A 19,592-nucleotide genomic window follows, 5' to 3' on the forward strand; every position below is an offset into this window, starting at 1 on the left:
GTATTTGGCAATCAAGACGTTTAGATGTCTAAATATAATAACAGCGGTGAGAAGACCCTAAGGACAACACAACATGAACCACACTGAAATCCGCGTCGTTACCGGCCCGGCGAATTATTATTCCCATGCCGGAAGTCTCGGAAGACTGACAGACTTTTTCACGCCGGAACAGCTTTCCCACGCCGTTTGGGTGTACGGCGAACGCGCGATTGCCGCCGCCCGGCCTTACCTGCCGGAAGCGTTTGAACGTGCTGGCGCAAAACATCTGCAGTTTACCGGCCATTGTAGCGAACGCCATGTTGCCCAACTGGCGCACGCCTGCAACGACGATCGTCAGGTGGTAATAGGCGTCGGCGGCGGCGCGCTGCTCGATACCGCCAAAGCGCTCGCCCGCCGTCTGGCGCTGCCGTTTGTCGCTATCCCGACCATCGCAGCGACCTGCGCCGCCTGGACACCGCTTTCCGTCTGGTATAACGACGCGGGACAGGCGTTACAGTTCGAAATTTTTGATGATGCCAATTTTCTGGTGCTGGTCGAACCGCGCATTATTCTGCAGGCGCCCGATGACTATCTGTTAGCTGGCATTGGCGATACGCTGGCGAAATGGTATGAAGCCGTTGTGCTTGCGCCGCAGCCTGAAACGTTACCTTTGACCGTAAGACTGGGCATTAACAGCGCGTGCGCTATTCGCGATCTCCTGCTGGACAACAGCGAACAAGCATTAGCGGATAAACAGCAGCGTCGGCTGACCCAGGCATTTTGCGACGTGGTGGATGCGATTATCGCTGGCGGCGGTATGGTCGGCGGCCTTGGGGAACGCTATACCCGTGTCGCCGCCGCCCATGCGGTACACAACGGTCTGACCGTCCTGCCGCAAACGGAAAAATTCCTGCACGGAACGAAAGTGGCTTATGGCATTCTGGTGCAAAGCGCGCTACTGGGACAAGATGACGTGCTGGCGCAATTGATTGCAGCGTACCGGCGATTTCATCTGCCGGCCCGGCTTAGCGAACTGGACGTGGATATTAATAACACCGCCGAGATCGATAGGGTAATCGCGCATACCCTGCGCCCGGTCGAATCCATCCACTATTTACCGGTGACGTTAACGCCAGACACCCTGCGTGCGGCGTTTGAAAAAGTTGAATTTTTCAGAATATAGCCTGGTGACGTTGCGTTTATCAGGCCTGGCAACCATCAGCAGCAACGCGCGCCGCCTTTTCCACCATAACGCGCATCCTGCCGCTCGCGGAAAAATTCTTCATAGGTCATCGGCGTCTGATCCGGATGCGTTATGCGCATATGTTCCACATAGTTGTCGTAGTCTGGCACGCCAATCATCATTTTTGCGGCTTGTCCCAGATATTTTCCGGCTTTCGAAAGCGTATCGAACATCGTTGTCACCTGTCATTCAAATGCCCTCTCCTTATTCTGGAGAGGGCTATTGATGAAAAAAGATTAGTGCGCGCCTTTCGCCTGCGTCACGATCTCATCCACATTTTCCGGCATCGGCTCATACGGCGTTTCATTCGCCGTCGGTTTATCAATCTTCAGAGCGGCCAGCGCCGTCTTAATAGAGAAGACTGCCAGCACCACGACCACCACCATAAAGAAGATGGTTAGCCCGGCATCCAGACGGTTATTGAATACCAACTGCGCGAGCTGCGATTCGGTGTACTGCGGCGGAATATTGCCGCTGTCGATCATCGCCTGGAACTTATTGGCAATGGCCAGGAAGCCGATTTTCGCATCCGGACTAAACGCTTTCTGCCAGCCCGCCGTCAGCGTACAAATCAGCAGCCAGGCCGTCGGCACCAGCGCGACCCACGCATAACGCTGACGCTTCATTTTGAACAGTACCACGGCGCAAAGCATCAGCGCCATGCCCGCCAGCATCTGGTTAGCGATGCCAAACAGCGGCCACAGGGTGTTAATACCGCCCAACGGATCGACCACGCCCTGATGGAGGAAATACCCCCACGCCAGCACGCACAATGCCGTAGCAAGCAGGTTCGCTGGCAGCGAATCGGTACGTTTCAGCCCTGGCGACACTACGCCCAACAGATCCTGCAACATAAAGCGCGCCGCACGGGTACCCGCATCCACCGCCGTCAGAATAAACAGCGCTTCAAACAGAATGGCGAAGTGATACCAGAACGCCACATCCATCATGCCGCCCAACGCGCCATGTAAAATGTAGGCCATCCCTACCGCCAGCGTTGGCGCACCGCCTGCGCGGGAGATAATGGATTGTTCGCCGACTTCATTGGCAATCTGGTGTAACGTATCCGGCGTGATAGCGAAACCCCAACTACTGACCACCTGCGCAGCAGAAGCCACGACATCCGCAGTCCCCGCTGGCGCCAGTACCGCCATCGGGCTATTCATCGCAAAGTAAACGCCCGGATCGATAATACAGGCGGAGACCAGCGCCATAATAGCGACGAAAGATTCCATTAACATCCCGCCGTAGCCGATAAAGCAGGCCTGGCCTTCGTTTGCCAACATCTTCGGCGTCGTGCCGGAGGAAATGAGCGCATGGAAACCGGAGACCGCGCCGCAGGCAATGGTAATAAACAGGAACGGGAACAGGTCGCCCGTCCAGACCGGTCCGGTACCATCAACAAATTTGGTCAGCGCCGGCATAGTCAGCGTCGGACGCATGATCAGAATCCCGACCGCCAGACCGACAATCGTACCAATTTTCAGGAAGGTAGAGAGGTAATCACGCGGCGCGAGCAGCAGCCAGACCGGCAGTACCGCCGCGACAAAACCATACCCCACCAGCATCCAGGTAAGCTGCACGCCAGTAAAATCAAAGTACGGCGCCCAGGTTGGGCTTGCCGCCACCCATCCGCCGGAAATAATAGCGAAAATAAGAAATACCAGCCCAATGACCGACACCTCGCCGATGCGCCCCGGACGCAGATAACGCAGGTAGATGCCCATAAAAATCGCCAGTGGAATGGTGAACGCGACAGTGTACGTTCCCCACGGGCTATGGGTCAGCGCTTTCACCACGATCATCGCCAGGACGGCCAGAATGATCACCATGATCATAAAGCAGGCCACCAGCGCGATCACCCCTGCCGTCGCGCCCATCTCCTCTTTAACCAGCTCGCCAAGCGAACGCCCATCGCGCCGGGTCGAGACGAACAGCACCATAAAGTCCTGCACCGCTCCCGCCAGCACGACGCCCGCCAGCAGCCAGATCATCCCCGGCAGATAGCCCATCTGCGCCGCCAGTACCGGCCCGACCAGCGGACCTGCGCCAGCAATGGCCGCAAAATGGTGACCGAACAGCACTTTTTTATCGGTCGGGACATAATCCAGACCATCATTATGACGTACCGCGGGCGTCATACGCGTTGGGTCAACCGCCAGCACTTTTTTGGCGATATAGAGCCCATAAAAACGATACGCAATAAGATAGACACAGACCGACGCCACTACGATCCATAGCGCGTTGATCTGTTCCCCACGATTTAACGCAATATAGCCCAGGGCAAACGCACCCAATACTGAGAGCGCTGTCCAGACGAGGTATTTCCCTGATTTATTCATAGTTGTTGTCCGTTTGGGTGTTCCAGAGAGATGTTACATTTTGTTTCTATAACACCTTTACCGTAATTAACAACACAACAACATGATAAAACCGGATCGTTACCCATTTTTTACATTACAGTGTTAACCAGATCACTTCCTTTCTTGGTTAATGCTGCAATTGCATTTTACTTTGCCAGAACTATCCCATTATCGCCGTTCCCAGGCGACAGGTGCAGCAGCGCCTCCCCTGCTCGTCAAAGAGCGTAATTTCCCAGCTTTGATTCTGCCGCCCCAGATGCAGCGGCAGGCAAACGCCGCGTACTTTCCCCTGCGAGACGGCGCGGTGGTGGGTGGCGTTTAACTCGGTCCCGACCACGCACTGCCCGTCGCGGGTCATCAGATAACCCGCCATTGATCCTAACGTCTCCGCCAGCGCTGCCGATGCGCCGCCGTGTAGCAGACCAAACGGTTGATGAGTGCGGGCATCGACAGGCATTTCCGCCTCCAGCACGTCATCGCCCAGACGGGTGTAAACAATGCCCAGATGCGCCACCAGCGTGTTCTGACTGGTAGCGTTCAATTCATCCAGCGTTAAATGCCGTTTCCAGATCATCGTCAGGCTCCCAATGTTGAACCGCCGTCCACCACGATATCCTGCAAGGTAATGTGGCTGGCCAGATCGGAGGCAAGAAACAAAATGGTATTGGCTATCTCCTGCGGACGGGCGATTTTACCGAGCGGTATGCCGAGCTTAAACTGTTCGCCGAAACCGCGAATACGCTGTTGTTCGGCATCTTCACTCACCCATAACGTGCGCTGCATATCGGTGTCAGTCGAACCGGGCGACACCACATTACAGCGCACCCCGCAGCCCGCCAGCTCCAGCCCTACGGTTAGTGCCAGGCTTTTCAGCGCCGCTTTAGAGGCGCCGTAGGCGCTCATACCGATACGCGGCGTATGCGCCGCATCTGAGGCTACGGTGACAATCGCCCCTCCCTGCTGACGGCGAAACTGCGCCATCGTCTGCGAAAACAGGTTAAATGCCCCGCCCACATTGACCGCAAACGTCTGCTGCCAGTCGTCGACGCTAAGCGCATCGGTCGCTCCCATACGCAAAATACCGGCGGCGTTGACCAGCACATCCAGCCGCGGCGTTTTTTGCAACACACGCTGGCACACCTGCGCAACCTGTGCCGCATCCGCCACATCCATGACTTCGGTAGCAAAGGGATAATTCTCTTGCGTAAATTCGCGATCGAAGCCGATCACCCGCGCCCCGGCGTCGACAAACGCCAGCGCCGTCGCGTAACCGATCCCTTTCCCCGCCCCGGTCACCCATACCGTTTTGTCTGAAAAATCAAAGCCGGTCATTACTCTACCCCGCGAGAAAGCAGCGCCCACCAGGCGTCAATGGTCGGATTTTTCGCCAGCATCACGAAGTCGATATCGCCGTGTACTTTACGCCAGCGCGCCGCCAGCCCCATCATGCGTACTGAATCCAGGCCATAATCAATCAGGTTTTCATCATCCAGCGGCTCGTCGGTCTCATCCAGCAACGGCAGAATCAACGCCCGCAGCGCCGCTTTACTGGCAGGAACCGGCGTCGGCAGCAGCGATTCAGTCATGACGACGCGACCTGAACGCGCCGCCACATAGTTCAGCGCCATCAGATGCTCTTCCCGGCTGAAATCCGCCAGCGCATCCGCCACCATAAACGGCTTAATGTCGCGCATAAACGCATCGGTAGCGGTGGTCATACAGCCAATATGCGCATACACGCCGGTAATGATGAGTTGATTGCGTCCGGTATCTTTTAACATCTGTTCCAGCGGCGAGCGGTGAAACGCGCTATAGCGCCACTTCACCAGCACCGTATCTGCCTCATCCGGCGTTAAGGCTTCTACCACCTTCTGCTGTTCCGGAGAGCGCGTCAGTCCCGGCCCCCACATATCATTGAGTAACGCGCGATCTTCATCGCTTTGCTCTTTCGGCTGAGCGGTGTAATAGACCGGGATATGATGTTCCTTACAGTACTGGCGCAGAGCGGCGATATTGGCAATCACCTGGTCCATCATTGGGCAGTTGAGGCCCCAAAAGCTGACAAAGTAATCCTGCATATCGTGGATGAGCAGCGCCGCGCGCTCCGGCTCAAATGCCCAGTTCACTTTGTTGGTCTGGATATCCAGTGCGGTGGGCAGCGCGTAAGACTGTAGTTTCGGAATGGCCATCTCTCTTTCTCCTTCAGAGCGGTGAACGTGACGCCAACCGCTGGCGTAGTTGTTTTTTATCGACTTTACCAACCGGCGTCAGTGGCAGTGACGCAACGCACTCCACGCGATCCGGTAATTTAAATTCCGCCACGCCCTGCTCTCGCAGGAAACGGCGTACCTGTACCGCTCGCAGCGGCTCTTTTACCACCAGATATGCGCAACTTTTTTCTCCCAGCAGTTCATCTTCCATGCTGACCAGCGCCGCATGGATCACCGCCGGGTGGCGCAGTAACAGGTTTTCTATCTCTTCGGCGGCTATCTTCTCGCCGCCCCGGTTGATCTGATCTTTTTCACGCCCGTGAACGGTGATGTAACCGTCTTGATCAATGGAGATCAGATCGCCGGAGCAGTAAAAACCGTTGGCGTCAAAGGCGCTGGCATTGTGTTGCGGACTGTTGAAATAGCCGCGAAAAGTATAGGGGCCGCGCGTCATCAGACGACCAATCTCGCCCGGCGGCAGTGGATTCCCGTCAGCATCCGCCACCCACACTTCGTCGTCCGGACACATGGGTCTTCCCTGGGTATTGATAATCCGTTCCGGACTATCGTCCAGCCGGGTATAATTCACTAACCCTTCCGCCATGCCGAAGACCTGCTGCAACTGACAGCCAATTTCAGCCGGAATACGGGCGGCCAGCGTCGCAGAAAGCCGCGCGCCGCCGACCTGCAATAACCTTAATGACGCCAGCGGCGTATTGCCGCCCCACTCCTGGATAGCCTGTAGCCATAGACTGACCGCGGGCGGCACCAGCGCCGTGGCATTAATCTGGTGTTTTTCAATCAGCGGGAAACAGAGCGTGGCGCTGGGATCGGTCGCCAGCACTACCGTTCCTTTGGCAAGAAAGACGCCCAGCGCGCCCGGCGAACTCATGGCGTAGTTATGCGCGGCGGGAATCGCGCACAGAAAACGCGTCTCCTCGTTGAAACCGCAAATCTCATTGCTGCGGCGCACGCTGTAGTAATAGTCGTTATGGGTACGGGGAATAAGCTTTGGCGTGCCGGTAGTACCGCCGGAAAGCTGAAAGTAGGCCACTTCGTCAGCAGGTGATGGCGTGGCGGTGAAATCTTCCGCCGCCTGCCGCATCGCCGCGTCCAGGCTGTGATCGCCGTCGTCGTTGCGCAATAACACCACCCGCACAGAGCGGTGTTCAGCCACAAACGTGTTGAGAAAGTCCTCCCCGGCGAACAGCGTATGTTGGCGATCGGCAATCACCAGCGTCGGCGCGATCTGCATCGCATAGGCGTTAAGTTCGGTACGTTGATGGCTAAACAGCGCCAGAACGGGCGCTACGCCAAGCTTCAACAGGGCGAAAAAGGTGATATACAGTTCCGGTACATTCCCCAGTTGCACCAGAGCGGTTTCGCCAGGTTTGATGCCCTGACGGCGTAAACTGCAGGCCAGATTATCTGCGGCCTGGTTGAGCTGGCGATAGCTGAATGCGCGCTCGCCTTCAATGACCGCCGTCTTGTCGCTGTCAGCGTGGCGGGTCAGAATATCGGTCAACGGCACGTCTTGCCAGTAGCCTTTTTCACGATAACGGCGGGCAAATTCATCCGGCCAACGGGTGAAAGGTATACGCATCATCGTTCCTTAATGCAGTCCAAAAACGTTCAACATCGTAGAGAGCTTGACGCCGGTTTCCCGCCACTCGCCGACTGGCGAAGAGGCAGGGACAATCCCGGCGCCGGCGAACAGGCGCACCTGATTACCGTGCAATTTCGCGCAACGAATCGTTACTACCCACTCGCCGTTTCCTTCGGCGTCGCACCAGCCGACAATGCCGCCAAACAGTTCACGATCGAACGGTTCCAGTTCAGCAATCAGCTTTTTCGCGACCTGATGGGGGAAACCGCTTAACGCAGGCGTTGGATGCAGCAGACAGGCCAGCGTCAGCGCGTTTTCTCCGGCGTTGGCCTTGCCCTCAAACGGCGTACCGAGATGCCATAGCGTCGGCGTGGTGATCAACTGCGGAGAGGAAGGTAATTGCAGTTCCGTGCTGCGATCGCGCAGGATCTGCTTCATCGCCTGCGTCACCAGCTCATGTTCATGGCGATCTTTTTGTGAAGCCAGCAGTCGGTTTCCCGCCTCGCGATCCAGAACGTCATCGGGCTGTCGGCGTGCCGAGCCTGCTAACGGCAGCGAACTAAACCGCTCGCCCTCCTTGCGTAGCAGCAATTCGGGGCTGGCGCCCAGCAGAACGCCGCCATCCGCCAGTGGCACATGGAAGTTGTAACTAACTGGATTCTGCGCAACCAGCCGCTCCAGCAATGCTCCGCTATCCACCGCCACATCAGTGGTGATATCTATTAGCCGGGAAAGCACCACTTTATCGACGTCTGGCGTGGCGGTCAGCATAGCCGCGCGTGCGACCATCGCTTCAAAAGCATCCTGCTCCGGAATCGCCTTTCGCGCCGTCACCGTCAGCGGCTGATGGTCAGTAAAATAACGCGCCGTGCGCTGCTTTTGCTGGCGGGAAAAGGGCTGCCACGCCATCGGGATAAATAGCGACGACGGCTGACGGGTATCAAAGGGGATCGCCCCCACCAGGATAGGGTTGGCGATGCCCTGCGATTTGGCCTCGGCAAACTGCTGGCGCAATTTCTGCTGGAAAGGGCTATCCGGCGAATCTCCGGCAACCGCAGGCTCGGTATAACGGGCGAAGCACCCGGAAGTGGTAAAACTGCGATACGGCGACATGAAGAAAAAGCGATCGGGAGCAAGCGTTGCCATTGTCTCCTGAGCGTCCTCGGCCAGTGACATATCCATATCATCCTCCAATGATAAAGGCTTATATACACTTCATCTTTCAAGCTGCCTCTTTGTTGGCTGCGCTCAGAAACCCGATCACACAGTGATCTATGCTCGCGGGGATTTCTTCCCTTGCCGTTGCGATGCTTCTTGAATGATTTTGTGTATAATAATGATTATTATTTCTATTTTTAGTGCGCTAACCTAAGAGTAAAACGTCGCTCTGTCAACTCTGGTCATGACTTAAATGGCACTAAGGCTTGCATCTCGCTGCCGCTGACATGAAAATGAGAAGCATTAACTTTATTAATAACAGGACGCTATTGTGAGACTCCCCGCCTTTTATCGTTGGCTGCTTTTAGTGGTTGGTTTATCAATTTCAGGAATATCCTTAGCCCAGGACGCCGGTTGGCCCCGGCAAATTCAGGACAGCCGCGGCGTTCATACTCTGGACCACAAACCCGCGCGTATCGTCTCTACCAGCGTGACGTTGACAGGCTCGCTGCTGGCGATTGATGCGCCCGTCGTCGCCAGCGGAGCCACTACGCCGAATAACCGCTTTGCCGACGATCAAGGGTTTATGCGCCAGTGGAGCGACGTAGCAAAGGCTCGCCATGTCGCCCGGCTGTACATCGGCGAACCGAATGCCGAAACGGTCGCCGCGCAAATGCCGGATCTCATTTTGATTAGCGCCACCGGCGGCGACTCCGCGCTGGCGCTTTACGATCAGCTCTCCGCTATCGCGCCGACGCTCGTCATCAATTATGACGATAAAAGCTGGCAGAGTTTGCTCACGCAGCTTGGCGAGATCACCGGTCAGGAGAAACAGGCCGCCGCGCGAATAGCGGAATTTGAGGCGCAACTGACGACGGTTAAACAGCGAATCGCCCTGCCGCCGCAGCCGGTTAGCGCGCTGGTGTATACCCCTGCCGCGCATAGCGCCAATCTGTGGACGCCAGAATCAGCACAAGGCAAGCTATTGACGCAGTTAGGCTTTACGCTGGCGACATTGCCCCGAGGGCTGCAAACCAGCAAAAGCCAGGGTAAGCGCCACGATATTATTCAGCTTGGCGGTGAAAATCTGGCCGCCGGGTTAAACGGCGAATCTCTTTTCCTGTTTGCCGGCGACAACAAAGATGTCGCGGCCCTTTACGCCAATCCGCTGCTGGCGCACCTGCCAGCGGTGCAAAATAAGCGCGTCTATGCCCTGGGTACGGAGACGTTCCGTCTGGATTATTACAGCGCAACATTGTTGCTTAACCGGCTGGCCGCCCTGTTTTAGCCTTATCGGAGTCTTATCCGACTGACCAGACAGATTTTGTCAGTCGGATAAACGCCCCTTCATCAGCCAGCATCGCTAACCGGCGGCGTCTGGCGAAAACGACGTAGCTCGCCCAGCACTAACAGCAGCAGCAAACCAATAATTACCAGCCCGAATCCACTCACGCTCGCGGACGCGACCGGCGTCATCATTGCGCCAAGACCGCCTAACAGCGCCGCGCCGATAGCGTCTCCCGTGACGTTTTGCGCGGTCCACAGGCCGTTCATTCGCCCCAGCATATTTTCCGGCGTCTGGGTTTGCAGCAGAGTGTATTGTAATAACGAACTGATGGCGCTAAGCCAGCCAAACAGCGCCAGACAGATAACACCTGCGATCCAGACCGGCATGATGGCGAACAGCCCCACCGCCAGAAAAGAACCGACTGTCGAAACCAGCATAATGAGCCCCGGACGAACGCTATGCGCCAGTTGTCCGCTGGTCAGCGCGCCAATGGCCGCCCCCAGCGGAATTGCCGCATACAGCAAACCGATTTGCGCCGCCGACATCTGCCAGCTCATCGCCAGCGCCGGATAGAGGACGCGTACCGCGCTTGCCATCGTCACCAGACCGCCAAGCAGCGCAATACCGCCGATAAGCGGACTGGCGAGCAAAAAACGAAATGCCGCCAGTAACGCGATAAAAGGATTTTCCCGCGGCTGCGGAGGAACAGGCAGTCGCGGCAGCGTCAGTAACGGCAATAGCGTAATAAACGTCCCGGCGGCCGCCAGCCCATAGTTCCAGGCTACGCCGCCGCTGGCAAGCAATATGCCCCCCAACATCGGGGAAATAACCGATCCCAGACGTACCGTCAGCATGGTAATCGCGCCGGCCTGCATCAGATTTTCTCTTCCGACCAGCGCTGGCGTCGCCGCCAGTAACGCGGTCACGCCCAGAGACGCGAAAAAGCCGTCCCACAGGCCAAGGAGATATATCACCAGCAATGACGGTTCCGGCAACAGCGCGTTCACGCACAGGCCAATAAAGCCAATACCGCAAGTACCGCGCGCCAGCAGAATCACCTTTTTACGTTCGTAGCGATCGGCCAGCACACCGCCCACCATTAAGCCAATAAACATGGCGCCGCCGGTTAACGTTACCGACAGCCCCACCTGCCAGGTGGAGTGCGTCATCATTTGGATCTGTACCGGAACCGCCACGCCAAGCAGCCCCAGCGAGACAATAGAGATAAAACGGGCCAGAAATACTGCGCGAAATGCAGGGTGCGTCTTCAACAGGCTGAGATTGAGCAGCCAGGATTGTCGATTCATTACAACGCCTTAATGCGAGTTTTTTTAAATATCCATTCAATGGCTGCACATGCTAACATAACCAAATAAGATAGATAACGATAATTACTATCATTATCAGGGAAGTTACTATGTCATGCTCGTTTTCCGTGACGCGCGCGTTTGCCGTGCCCGGATTGTTGTTATTACTGAGTCTCGCCGCGGTTTTAAGCCTGGTCATTGGCGCGAAACCGCTGCCCGCCGCCGTCGTGCTGGAGGCGTTCACCGGCGTATGCCAAAGCGCCGATTGCACTATCGTCCTGGATGCGCGTTTGCCGCGTACGCTGGCCGGATTACTGGCAGGCGGTGCGTTGGGTCTCGCCGGGGCGCTCATGCAAACACTTACTCGCAACCCGCTCGCCGACCCGGGGATTCTGGGCGTTAACAACGGCGCCAGCTTCGCCATTGTACTGGGCGCGGCGCTGTTTGGTTTCTCCACGCCGCTGGAACAGCTTTTCATGGCATTTAGCGGCGCGCTTATCGCATCGCTGATTGTCGCCTTCACCGGTAGTCAGGGCGGCGGCCAGTTAAGCCCGGTCCGCCTGACACTGGCGGGCGTGGCGCTTGGCGCGGTACTGGAAGGACTGACCAGCGGCATCGCGCTGTTAAACCCAGAGGTCTATGACCAGCTTCGCTTCTGGCAGGCGGGATCGCTGGACATTCGCAGCCTGCAAACGTTGAAAGTCGCGCTCGCGCCCGTGGTTATCGCTGGGATCGTGGCGCTATTTCTGAGCCGTGCGCTGAACAGCCTGAGCCTCGGCAGCGATACCGCGACGGCGCTGGGGAGTAAAGTGGCGCGCACCCAACTTATCGGTTTACTGGCGATTACCGTCTTGTGCGGCAGCGCAACGGCGCTGGTCGGCCCTATCGCCTTTATTGGTCTGATGATGCCGCATATGGCGCGTTGGCTGGTGGGCGCAGACCACCGCTGGTCGCTGCCAGTGACGCTACTGGCAACCCCTGCTCTGCTGCTTTTTGCCGATATTATTGGTCGTCTGTTGGTGCCGGGCGAACTCCGCGTATCGGTCGTCAGTGCGTTTATCGGCGCGCCGGTACTTATCTTTCTGGTACGTCGTAAATCGAGCGGAGGCGGCCTGTGATGTTTCTTTCTCGTCGGCTTATCGTAAGTTGCCTGCTTCTGGCGGCTGGCTGCTTCGCCATTGGCTTATGGAGTCTGCAAAGCGGCGCCGTGCCTCTTGAGACCGGGCAGATTATTGCCGCGCTGCTGGGCGACGCGCCGCGTAACATCACCCTTGTCGTAACCGAATGGCGACTACCGCGCGTATTAATGGCGCTGCTGATTGGCGCTGCGCTTGGCGTCAGTGGCGCGATTTTTCAGTCGTTGATGCGTAACCCGCTAGGCAGCCCTGATGTGATGGGCTTTAATACCGGCGCCTGGAGCGGCGTACTGGTCGCAATGGTCCTGTTTGGCCAGCATCTTACCGCGATCGCGCTGGCGGCAATGGCGGGCGGTATCGTCACGTCATTGATTGTCTGGCTGCTCGCCTGGCGTAACGGGATTGAAACTTTCCGGCTGATTATCATCGGTATCGGCATCCGCGCGATGTTAGTCGCCTTTAATACCTGGCTTCTGTTGCAGGCGTCGCTGGAAACGGCGCTCACCGCTGGCTTATGGAACGCCGGGTCGCTCAACGGTCTGACATGGGCAAAAACCTGGCCTTCGGCGCCGCTGATTATTGTGATGCTGACAGGCGCCGCGCTACTGGTGCGTCGTATGCGGCTGCTGGAGATGGGCGATGACAGCGCCTGCGCGCTGGGTGTTAGCGTGGAGCGGTCACGCCTGATGTTGATGCTGGTGGCGGTGTCGCTCACCGCTGCGGCAACGGCACTGGCAGGCCCCATCTCGTTTATTGCTCTTGTCGCGCCGCACATCGCCCGCCGTCTTAGCGGCACAGCGCGCTGGGGATTAACCCAGTCGGCGCTGTGCGGTGCGTTGTTACTACTGGCCGCCGATGCGTGCGCGCAGCAACTGTTTATGCCTTATCAGCTTCCAGTAGGCGTGGTCACCGTCAGCCTCGGCGGTATTTACCTTATCGTCTTGTTAATTCAGGAGTCCCGCAAAAAATGACCGAATCCGTAGCCCGTTTGCGCGGCGACCAGTTAACGCTGGGTTATGGCAGCTATACCGTCGCAAAAAACCTTAATGTTTCGATTCCGGACGGCCATTTTACCGCCATCATCGGCCCTAACGGCTGCGGCAAGTCAACGTTGCTACGCACGCTAAGCCGTCTGATGACGCCTGTTGACGGCCATGTCTGGCTGGATGGCGAACAAATACAGCGTTACGCCAGTAAAGAGGTGGCGCGGCGCATCGGATTGCTGGCGCAAAACGCCACTACGCCGGGCGATATCACCGTACAAGAGCTGGTCGCCAGAGGGCGTTATCCGCATCAGCCGTTATTTACCCGCTGGCGTAAGGAAGATGCCGATGCCGTCGCCAGTGCCATGCGTGCAACAGGTATCACCTCACTAGCGGCGCAAAGTGTAGACACTCTGTCCGGCGGCCAACGCCAGCGGGCGTGGATAGCCATGGTGCTGGCGCAGGAAACGTCCATCATGCTGCTGGATGAGCCGACAACGTGGCTGGATATTAGCCATCAAATTGATTTGCTGGAGTTGTTAAGCGATCTCAACCGCGAAAAAGGTTATACGCTCGCCGCCGTCCTGCACGACCTGAATCAGGCCTGCCGATACGCCACGCATTTGATTGCATTACGCGAAGGTAACATTGTCGCACAGGGCGCGCCGAAAGAGATTGTTACCGCAGAGCTTATCGAAAAAATCTATGGGCTGCGCTGTATGATTATCGACGATCCGGTTGCCGGGACGCCGCTGGTGGTACCGTTGGGGCGGCGATAGTCGCCCACACAGATGACAAAGCCGGATATCGCTATCCGGCTTTTCGGGTAAATCAGACTAACCGTTCATCTATCGCCAGCGCGTTTTCCATTTTACGCGAGACCATCGCGTGACGCAGTAATACGCCGCCGCAGGCCATCATACCGCCAATCAACGCCGCCAGGATAATAATGACCGCTTTACCCGGGCCATCTTTTTTCACTGGCAGAGACGGCGACAGTTGATATTTAAACGGGGTAAACTTCACGTCGCTCACATTCATTGCCGCCAGTTGTTCAACATGGTATTGACGGTTACGCAAATCACCGTCGATCTCGGCCACATCCGTTACCCCTTTTTCAATTTCCAGTTTGCGGGAAATACCATCCGCGCCGAGGGAAATAGAAAAATCCGGATCATCTTTTACCGCCTGACCATTGCTGTAAACCGGTCTCTTAATGCCAGCGGCGTTGGCGATTTCCAGCGAATAATGGAGACGTTGAATATTGGCATCAAGCTGGTTTTTGAGACGCACCCGATCCATCGCCAGCTTTTCCTGCTCGTAGCGGGTTTTGATTTCCAGCTGGTTACGAATATTTTCCAGCGTCTCTTTCACGACGATATCAGAGATGTACTGAATATAGCCAGCTAACACTTTTTGCGCTTCTTCCCGCGTCGGCGCGGTAAAACTCAATGTCCACGACGTGAATAACGACGTTTCATTTTTCTTGCCGGCATTGCTGTCCACCGCTTTCATTTTTTCGCTCAGCAGGACAATCGCCCGGTGAAGATCCTGCTCGTCTATTTGCGCGCCTTTTAATTGATCCATGACATACGGAGAAGAACGAAGATATTCTTCCAGCAGCGAGGGCGAGCTAAACTTTTTAATAAACAGATTAAATACGCTGCCCCGATCAACGCTTACCTCCATATCCAACACGCGCAGCGCGGTCAACGTTCTCTCCAGCCCCTGCCACTGTACCGACTCCGCCGGTGTGACAATCGCCTGGCTGGTCCATTTTTGCGGCAGCAGAAAGGACAGAAGCAACCCCACGCACGCAAAGGCGAAAACGGTAGCAAGAATACGACGTTTCGCCTGCCATAACACCTCTATAAGGCTAAACAAATCGATTTCATGACTGTTGGCGGGCGGCAGTGAGTAACCTGCAAGTGACTGATTTTTTTCTTGTTTTACATTAAGAGATGGCATGCCGTATGACCTGAAAACTTTATCCAATGAAAGAACACATTCCTGTCAGAGATTCTAACAGCAAGTCAGAATTATCCGAAACACTCTTTGCGCGCCAGTGCCCGAAAAGCTAAATATTCGGAATTAAACTTGCCTGTAGCATGTATCACTTATGTTAAAAGAATTAATAGTTGCAATAAAAAACCCATAATAATTAGTCATTATTATGGGTTTCAGGATTTAATTTGTTAAAGCTAGAAACAACGCCCGTTATTTATTAATAAGCTCGCTGATGATGGGCCCGATAGTTTCAAAAGCGGAGGGAGAAATAATATCTACATGCGCGCACGGCTGGCGATAAATAGCCAAAGACGCTATCCACGGCGACCAGCTCTGTTCAGGCGATACGCCTTCCGGCACCGTTTTATCCGCCACAAAGAGCGTAGCATGCCCATCAAACGGTGCGCTATGCGCCGTCGTCAGCAAACGGACGGCATCCGCATAATTGCCTTCAATGGCGGTAAATAAGGCTTCGGAGGCATTTCCCTGCTGCGCGGCGACAAACGCAGCGCGTTCACGTTCAATTTCCGCCAATACGTCCGGATTGAGGCCATTCGCCTCTTTTTCCCGCCAGTTTTGTGTTTCCGGCGGCCAGGTGTCCAGTAATCCCAAGAACGCCACCGTTTCGCCACGTGCGCGCAACCGGGCGGCGATCCCTTGCGCCAGCGTCCCGCCCAGCGAATAGCCTAATAAATAATAAGGGCCATGCGGCTGCCGGGCGAGCAATGTCGCCAGATGATGTTCACATACCTCATCAAGAGTGGTTGCGGTTTGCATAGGGCCAGCGGGGCGCGGCGACTGAATCCCCATAATCGACCACGACGGGCTGAGATAGCGTGATAATACGCTAAATTGCCAGGCGAACCCCGACGCCGGATGGAAACAAAATAACGTTGGACCATCGCTTTCACGCAGCGGCAACAGCGGCCCGAACCCCAGATTGCGCGAGCGTTCGTCATCGTCAGTATCGAGCAGCTTACTTAACTGCGCCACGTCAGACGCCACCATCACCTGCCCCGGCGTCACCTGGCGGTTAAACGTCTGGCTTAGCTGCGCGGCCAGTTTCATCGCCAGCAGCGAGTGTCCGCCCAGCGCAAAGAAATCACTTTCAACGTCATTAATCTCACAGCCCAGCAGGCGGGAAAACGCCGCGGCGACAGCAATCTCCGTGGCGGACTGCGGCGCACGCCCTTTCACGCGCGGCGTCAGGTCCGGCAGCGGCAGGGCTTTGCGATCCAGCTTGCCATTAGCGCTAAGCGGCAAACCGGCAAGTTGCAACAACACAACCGGCACCATATGCGCGGGAAGTTTTTGGCGTAATTTTTCCTGCAGCGCCGGTAAATCCAGCGGCAAACCGGAGTGCGACACCAGATAACCGACCAGTTGCCGGGCATCCCCGCCCGTCGCCGCCGCCTGATTAAAGACGCAGGCATGTGCTACCGCCTGTTCAACATCCGGCAGCGTTTGCATGACGCGGTCAATCTCGCCCAGTTCAATACGTTGACCCCGAATTTTGAGCTGATCGTCGCTGCGCCCCAGGTATTCTACCGCGCCGGAATCCAGCCAGCGCGCCACATCTCCGGTACGGTACATCCGTTCGCCTGGCGCAAAAGGATCGGCGATAAAACGGCTGGCGGTAAGATCCGGACGCCCCAGATAGCCCTGCGCCAGTTGGATACCGGTAAGATAGAGATCGCCAGCCACGCCCGGCGGCACCGGCTGCATATGCGCATCGAGAATACGTAAACCGGTATTCCAGACGGGATAACCAATCGGGATGCTGTTGCCGTCAACAGCCGCCAGCTCATCGCCACAGGCCGGATACCAGCTCACATCCACCGCGGCCTCCGTTGGCCCGTACAGATTGTGTAGCGGCGCATTGGTTAACGTCTCCCATTCGCGGCACAGCGCCGTCGGCAGGGCCTCGCCGCTACAGAAAACGCGCTTTAAGGAAGTGCAGCTTTTCCCAGCCGACGCTGGCGTGAGCGAGGCAATAAAGGCCGCCAGCATCGACGGCACAAAATGAGTGGTCGTGACGCCGTATTGCGCAAAGAACCGTTGCATCGCGAGCGGGTCGCGGTGCGCTTCCGGTTCAGCCATCACCAGTTTCGCCCCGGCGATAAACGGCCAGAAAAACTCCCATACTGAGACGTCAAAACTGCACGGCGTTTTTTGCGCTACTACATCATCCGCCGTCAACGGATAGTGATCCTGCATCCACAGCAGTCGGTTGACTATCGCCGTTTGTCCCACCATCACCCCTTTCGGCCTGCCCGTCGAGCCAGAGGTGAAAATGATGTAAGCGGTATGATGCGGTAACGACAGCCCCAGCGGAGTGGCGTTACTGACCGGTAGCGGTTGGCTATAACACAAATATTCCATCCCCGGAATATCGTGAAAGCGCGCCAGCTGCGCCTGAGTCGTAATTAAAAGTTTCGGCTGCGCATCTTCCAGCATCATTCGCAGCCGATTGTCAGGATAACCGGTATCCAGCGGCAGCCAGGCGGCGCCCGCCTCGACAATGCCATGCAGCGCTAAGGTCAGGAAAACCGACCGCGGCAACGCCACCGCCACGCTATCGCCAGGCTGAACGCCGCGTTCCCGCAGCGCGTATGCCAGCGCCACAACTTGTTCACGCATTTCACGGTAGGTAAAGTGATAATGCGCATCTGCCAACGCGGAAGCCTCTGGCGTTTTTTGCGCCTGCTGCGCCACCAAATCGCTAAGCGTGGCGGCGGGAATCGTTACCGCCGTATTATTAAGGTGTGTTAATTGCGTTTGTTCTTCCGCCAGCAGCATTTGCGCATCGCCGCAGCGCAGCGCCGGGTTATCCGCAAACTGCGTGATAAGCGCCATCAATCGTAAGGCATGGCGGGAGAGCGTGGCGTCATCGTAACGCTGTGCATTCGCCAGCAATTCAATATCCAGACCGCCGTTTTCATCCGGAAAAAGCGCCAGTTCAAGATCGTTAACCGGCCCCGTCGCCAGGGTATGGGTTTGCGCCTGTATGCCAGGAAGATCCAAATGATAATCAAATACTTTTATATTGAGCACCGGGCCAAATAGCGGCGTCTCCCCTGCGGCTCGCCCGCTATCGCGTACAATCTGTTCGGCGTCGTAACGCTGGTGGCGGCGCATCTTCTTTAACTGCGCCGCAAGACGCTTCGCCAGCGTTGGCAGATCTTCCGTCGCATGAAGGTTAACCGCCAGCGGCAACACGTTAAGGACAGGCCCGGTCGCCGTTAACGCCGCCGAGCCCATCCGCCGCATAAAGATAAATCCGGCGGAATAATCCATACGCCCGCATAATCGTCCCAGCCACAACGTCACCAGCGCCAGGGCAAGATCCGCTCGCGGTATCTCAGGCATGTGCGCCGCCAGTTGGCGAAACGCCCCCGCCGGCTCGCTCAATTTCATACGCAGAATATCCGCGCTCGCCGACCGCCCCGGCAACGGCGCGGCAGAAATTGACGCCGGCGGCGGCAGCTCGCGGCGCTGCTGCGCCCAGAAGGCGCCGTCACGCTGCCAGGCCTCGCTCTGGCGATAGCGCTGATATTCCTCGACCACATCCGCAAAGGGGGTAAAAGGCGACTCCGGCGTAGGGGCGTCGCTCTGCCAGGCGCGATAAATCGCCGCAATCTGGCGGGTTATCGCCGGGAAGCTAAAGCCATCCACCAGCAAATGGTGATAGCGCTGATACCAATACCAGCGGGTATCATCAATGCGGATTAACTGGTGAAACGCCAGCGGCTTACCGCTATCTGCGCGCAGGTTTTGCCGTAAATCCGCCTGCATTAACGCCAGCGCCGCGTGATGCGGATCGGGCTGGTCGCGTAAATCGGCAATCGGGGGCTCGCCGAAGGTGTGCTCAGGATCTATCCATTGCCAGACCTCGCCGTTCTCTTCGGTAAAACGCATCCGTAGCGTATCCGCCTGTTGCATCCCTACCGCTACCGCTTTTGCCAGCAAGGGGGCATCCAGCTCGCCGTTCAGTTCCACGTAGTGCGCCACGCTCCAGGCGGAGGGTAAATCAGAGAGTTTTTCCGCCATCCAGATCCCCGGCTGGGCGGCGACTAACGGTAAACGCTGCGTCATTTAGCCTCCTGCTTATCGGCATAATGGGCCGGATTCAGTGTTGTCCAGCGCGTATTAAGCCACTGCTGGCACGCGTCCTGCGATTGCGGTTCGCATACCACGTCCCAGCCTGCGGGAAGCGCACATGCCGCTGGCCAAAGGCTGAATTGACGCTGCGCATTTTGCAGGATGTAAAACTGTCCCTGCGGATTATCGAAGGGATTACTGAATTCCATAC

16 protein-coding genes are annotated in these 19,592 nt (G+C 56.7%); 5 read left to right on the forward strand and 11 right to left on the reverse strand.

Features of this window, described 5'->3' with window-relative positions; all coding sequences use genetic code 11:
• Positions 1 to 73: 73 nt before the first annotated feature.
• On the forward strand, positions 74 to 1,162 hold the full coding sequence (locus ACLJQD_RS17275) for an oxidoreductase (RefSeq protein WP_017441650.1): 1,089 nt from the start codon (positions 74 to 76) through the stop codon (positions 1,160 to 1,162).
• Between the two features lie 35 nt (positions 1,163 to 1,197).
• Here the strand turns inward: ACLJQD_RS17275 and ACLJQD_RS17280 are convergent, their stop codons facing one another.
• The 7 genes from ACLJQD_RS17280 to entC form a co-directional block, all read right to left on the reverse strand.
• A complete protein-coding gene (locus ACLJQD_RS17280) occupies positions 1,198 to 1,395 on the reverse strand; it encodes a YbdD/YjiX family protein (RefSeq protein ID WP_000460619.1) in 198 nt (65 codons plus the stop codon).
• A gap of 63 nt (positions 1,396 to 1,458) precedes the next feature.
• Complete coding sequence (cstA, locus tag ACLJQD_RS17285; RefSeq protein ID WP_001043108.1) at positions 1,459 to 3,564, reverse strand: pyruvate/proton symporter CstA; 2,106 nt, start codon at positions 3,562 to 3,564, stop codon at positions 1,459 to 1,461.
• A 181-nt stretch (positions 3,565 to 3,745) separates the two neighbouring features.
• Positions 3,746 to 4,159 carry a proofreading thioesterase EntH gene (gene entH, locus ACLJQD_RS17290; RefSeq protein WP_017441649.1) on the reverse strand — a complete coding sequence of 138 codons (414 nt, stop codon included), beginning with the start codon at positions 4,157 to 4,159 and terminating at the stop codon, positions 3,746 to 3,748.
• Positions 4,160 to 4,161: 2 nt separating this feature from the next.
• On the reverse strand, positions 4,162 to 4,917 hold the full coding sequence (gene entA / locus ACLJQD_RS17295; protein ID WP_000145518.1) for a 2,3-dihydro-2,3-dihydroxybenzoate dehydrogenase EntA: 756 nt from the start codon (positions 4,915 to 4,917) through the stop codon (positions 4,162 to 4,164).
• Positions 4,917 to 5,774, reverse strand: a complete 858-nt coding sequence (locus ACLJQD_RS17300) for an isochorismatase (RefSeq protein WP_017441648.1) — start codon at positions 5,772 to 5,774, stop codon at positions 4,917 to 4,919. Before ACLJQD_RS17300 ends, entA begins: the two co-directional genes overlap by 1 nt.
• Positions 5,775 to 5,787: 13 nt before the next feature.
• Positions 5,788 to 7,398 carry a (2,3-dihydroxybenzoyl)adenylate synthase EntE gene (gene entE, locus ACLJQD_RS17305; protein WP_017441647.1) on the reverse strand — a complete coding sequence of 537 codons (1,611 nt, stop codon included), beginning with the start codon at positions 7,396 to 7,398 and terminating at the stop codon, positions 5,788 to 5,790.
• 9 nt (positions 7,399 to 7,407) lie between these two features.
• Positions 7,408 to 8,583 (reverse strand): isochorismate synthase EntC, encoded by a 1,176-nt coding sequence (gene entC / locus ACLJQD_RS17310; protein ID WP_017441646.1) that lies wholly within the window; start codon positions 8,581 to 8,583, stop codon positions 7,408 to 7,410.
• Between the two features lie 307 nt (positions 8,584 to 8,890).
• Here entC and fepB point away from each other — a divergent pair, with 307 nt between their 5' ends.
• Positions 8,891 to 9,847 carry a Fe2+-enterobactin ABC transporter substrate-binding protein gene (gene fepB, locus ACLJQD_RS17315; protein WP_001238992.1) on the forward strand — a complete coding sequence of 319 codons (957 nt, stop codon included), beginning with the start codon at positions 8,891 to 8,893 and terminating at the stop codon, positions 9,845 to 9,847.
• Between the two features lie 62 nt (positions 9,848 to 9,909).
• On the opposite strand, the gene entS is transcribed toward fepB, so the two are convergent.
• On the reverse strand, positions 9,910 to 11,154 hold the full coding sequence (entS, locus tag ACLJQD_RS17320) for an enterobactin transporter EntS (protein WP_017441645.1): 1,245 nt from the start codon (positions 11,152 to 11,154) through the stop codon (positions 9,910 to 9,912).
• A gap of 110 nt (positions 11,155 to 11,264) precedes the next feature.
• Here entS and fepD point away from each other — a divergent pair, with 110 nt between their 5' ends.
• Genes fepD through fepC form a run of 3 tightly spaced genes read left to right on the forward strand, consistent with a single transcriptional unit; the run spans position 11,265 to position 14,052 of the window.
• A complete protein-coding gene (fepD, locus tag ACLJQD_RS17325) occupies positions 11,265 to 12,272 on the forward strand; it encodes a Fe(3+)-siderophore ABC transporter permease (RefSeq protein ID WP_001277880.1) in 1,008 nt (335 codons plus the stop codon).
• The gene (gene fepG / locus ACLJQD_RS17330; RefSeq protein WP_000480064.1) at positions 12,272 to 13,261 is read left to right on the forward strand and encodes an iron-enterobactin ABC transporter permease; all 990 of its coding nucleotides are present in this window, start codon (positions 12,272 to 12,274) and stop codon (positions 13,259 to 13,261) included. Before fepD ends, fepG begins: the two co-directional genes overlap by 1 nt.
• Positions 13,258 to 14,052: an iron-enterobactin ABC transporter ATP-binding protein gene (gene fepC, locus ACLJQD_RS17335; RefSeq protein WP_000140620.1), complete on the forward strand. Its 795-nt coding sequence runs from the start codon at positions 13,258 to 13,260 to the stop codon at positions 14,050 to 14,052. The genes fepG and fepC overlap by 4 nt, the downstream gene beginning before the upstream one ends.
• Before the next feature lie 52 nt (positions 14,053 to 14,104).
• On the opposite strand, the gene wzz(fepE) is transcribed toward fepC, so the two are convergent.
• From wzz(fepE) to ACLJQD_RS17350, 3 genes are all read right to left on the reverse strand, one after another.
• Entirely contained in the window at positions 14,105 to 15,241 is a 1,137-nt protein-coding gene (wzz(fepE), locus tag ACLJQD_RS17340) for an LPS O-antigen length regulator Wzz(fepE) (protein WP_017441644.1), read from the reverse strand.
• Positions 15,242 to 15,490: 249 nt separating this feature from the next.
• Positions 15,491 to 19,375: an enterobactin non-ribosomal peptide synthetase EntF gene (entF, locus tag ACLJQD_RS17345; RefSeq protein WP_017441643.1), complete on the reverse strand. Its 3,885-nt coding sequence runs from the start codon at positions 19,373 to 19,375 to the stop codon at positions 15,491 to 15,493.
• Positions 19,372 to 19,590, reverse strand: a complete 219-nt coding sequence (locus ACLJQD_RS17350) for an MbtH family protein (protein WP_000396006.1) — start codon at positions 19,588 to 19,590, stop codon at positions 19,372 to 19,374. Before ACLJQD_RS17350 ends, entF begins: the two co-directional genes overlap by 4 nt.
• Positions 19,591 to 19,592: the final 2 nt, after the last annotated feature.

Origin of the sequence: Salmonella sp. SAL04214, assembly GCF_046550615.1 — a bacterium.
In the GTDB taxonomy this organism is placed as follows: domain Bacteria; phylum Pseudomonadota; class Gammaproteobacteria; order Enterobacterales; family Enterobacteriaceae; genus Salmonella; species Salmonella enterica.